We start from the raw sequence: 2,906 nt of genomic DNA on the forward strand, positions 1-2,906 counted from the left end.
ATTTCGCTATATAGAGTCAAGAGCGCCCCGGCGGCGCTCCGCGCCGCCGCCGCGCTTCGACACGCAACCGCCCGCCTCCGCACGCTGCGGCAGGCGGGCGCGTCGGCGCGTCGGCGGACGGGATCGCCGCCAGGGCGCTCGGACTTACCGCGGACTCCCGCATCACCCCGGAAGCGTGGACAGGCACACAGCTGCCCGAGTCCGCATTGCTGAGAGAAATCCGGCGAGCCCGATCCGACCGACACCCGTCGAGCCGATATCGTCGGCGCCGCGATCCGGTCGACTCACAAACGGGCTGCCGCACGAGCTTCGCTCGCTTGCCTCATAGGCCACCTGCCGAACATCGAGCCGTGGTCGGTCCCAGCCGATCCGATACCGGCCCCGAGTCCAGCCACGACCGCGGTCAAAAGACGGGCTGAGCTGGGTGGATGAATTGCTGAGAGAAACCGGCGGTCAGGTGGAGGGGAGTGGTTGCGTAGCTCCCTGCCTCCTCATGGCCCGATTGTCTGACCTCACTCGGCCGAGTCAAGGGAAAGAGCGCCCTTGACACGACCTCCCTCAGTTCAGGATGGCCAGTATGAGGAAGCAGGGGAAGGGAAGTCACCCGGACATGACGAAGCGGCGGGGGAGTGTCCGCCCGCCGCTTTCAGTCCGGAACGAGTCCGCAGTAGCGCCGACTCCTACCACCTACACCAACGGTGCAAATGGCCGTTTTTCCAGGTCGAGCCACACTGCACATCACGACCAACGATGCCGTGACCTGCAACGATTCAGAATGGCAACCTTAAAATCCGCCAAGTGTCGGTTCGAGTCCGACTGGGGGCACTACGAAACCGCAGGTAAATCGGTATTCCAGTGCTCTTCCCCGTCGCTCGCATCCAGCTCGGTCCGCAGTGAGTTCGCGGCAGCCAGAGCTCACGGTTCATCGCATCCGTCACTCGAGATCGTGGGGTCCGGCTCTGTGCCGTCCCCAGCCTCGATCCCTTCGCCGTTGTGAATCTGCCAGACGCGGACTCGATTCCTGGGTCATCCGTGCCGCGGCGCGGTTCGATAACCAGCGATCGGCATCGTGAAGGGATGGTCGGATGCGGCTTCGGCGAAACAGCCTCTCCGCGTTGTTACTGATACCGGTGGCGGCCGTAGTGGGTGTGTCCGCGGCGACTCCGATCGCCAGCGGTGCGGTGCCGGACCGTGCGGAGTCGGTGTACTCCTCGTCGTCGCCGGTGACCTCTGTCGTCGCGTCGAAGGTCACTCTGGCGGTGCCATTGCCGCCGGACAGCCTGCCGCATCCCGCGGCCTGCGACACCCTGTCCTATTTGCGGTGGCGATCCGCCGACGGACCGCGGTCCTCGGCCGATGCCGACCGCGTCCTGGTCGCCCAGCCCGGCATCTTCGAGGGGGCGGGAGCCTTCGACAGCGTTGCGCGCAATACTGTCGCGCGGGCTGCCGAGTTGGGGCGCCACATCGAATTCTGGGCGCTCGATCGGCGGTCGAACTGCCTCGAGGACCACACCGGGGTCCGGGCGGCGCTACAGACCGGCTCGTTCGACACCGCGACGAACTACTATTTTCACGGCGCGGAGGCCGATGGTGGCCGGTTCGCGGGATTCGCCGAGGGCGACGCGACGGCGTGGCTGCGCGATCAGGGACTCGCGCAGATGCTGCGGGACGAATACGACGTGCTGCGGATCGAATTCCCGGACCAGGCGGTGCGCAAACGGAAGGTGCTGTGCGGCGGACACTCGCTCGGCGGCTTCCTCACCGGCTATTTCGCGGAATGGGATTTCGACGGTGACCCGGCGACCACCGATGACGCCGGATACAACCAGTGCTCGGGCTATTTCGCGCTGGACACCACCATCAAGGCGGGGCTCGGCCTGCGTGGTCTCGACATTCCTGAACTGCCCGCATCGGCCGCCGGATCGGTGGAAGACGTTTCGCTGCGCCTGGATACCGCGCTGCCGGTCCTTCGACTGCCCGCGGTGATCAACCCCGAGACCACCAACCTGCTCGCACTGGCGGGACTCGCGGCCCGGCTGAGCCCGGACGGCGTCAACGATCTCGTCCAGCGCCTGCCGGACAATCTCAATATCACGGGTACACTGCGAACCTTGCTCTCGCAGGATGCCGTCATGTTCGCCACCGGCAAACCAGACGTGCGTCAGCTGAACGCGACCAATGAAGCCGTACTCGGGGCGATACTCGACGATAATTCGCAGCCCCTCGGATTCCTGCAGACCAGCGTCGGTTTCGTCGGGGGTGGACCGGTCGGCCCCAAAACCTTTCCGGTGCCGGACTCGATCGCACGGAGTCCGCTCGCGCTGGGCATGTTCGGTGATGCGCCGAAAGTGTCCCCCACGACGTACGACCCGAGCACGGTCTACCGGTGGGTGGACTACGACGACACCGCGGGTTCGACCGCGCCCGATGCCCGCCTGTACACGAGCCCGGGCAGCGAGGTCACCTCCATCGGCGAACTCGCCCGCAGTCTCAGCGAACCGCCGCTCGACTTCACCGAATGGTATTTCCCGTCGCGGCTCGCCCTCGATCTGCAACAGAATTCGGCGCCGTCCTTCGCCCACAACCACCTTCACCCAGACGGTGTGAACCGCAACCCGATCCTGACCTTCCGCGGCAGCGGCGGAATCCCGGTCGCCGATTCCGGCAACCCGCGGGACGAGGTCATCCAACTACCCGGCTACAACCACCTCGACGTACTCACCGCCGCCGCGCGGCAGAACAACGGGCAACCCGAGGTGGTGTCCACCGGGCTCGCCGATTTCGCGGGGAACTTCACCTGATCGGACCCGCGCGGGATGCCGTCTCGCGCATCCGATGAGTGGAATATGTCTCTCGCCATGTCGCATGGTGCGAAAATCCGGCCCGGCTCGTCGCGACGAGCCGGG

Annotated in this window: 1 protein-coding gene; it reads left to right on the forward strand. The window is 66.0% G+C overall.

The window, feature by feature from the left end; all coding sequences use genetic code 11:
* Positions 1–1,085 precede the first annotated feature (1,085 nt).
* Positions 1,086–2,801 (forward strand): hypothetical protein, encoded by a 1,716-nt coding sequence (locus ABZS43_RS36490; RefSeq protein ID WP_355040579.1) that lies wholly within the window; start codon positions 1,086–1,088, stop codon positions 2,799–2,801.
* Positions 2,802–2,906: the final 105 nt, after the last annotated feature.

Origin of the sequence: Nocardia sp. NPDC005366 (assembly GCF_040606855.1) — a bacterium.
In the GTDB taxonomy this organism is placed as follows: Bacteria; Actinomycetota; Actinomycetes; order Mycobacteriales; family Mycobacteriaceae; genus Nocardia.

Bases quoted from the DNA above. Each gene is read 5' to 3' on its own strand.
- ABZS43_RS36490 (WP_355040579.1), top strand. From the start codon at position 1,086: ATGCGGCTTCGGCGAAACAGCCTCTCCGCGTTGTTACTGATACCGGTG.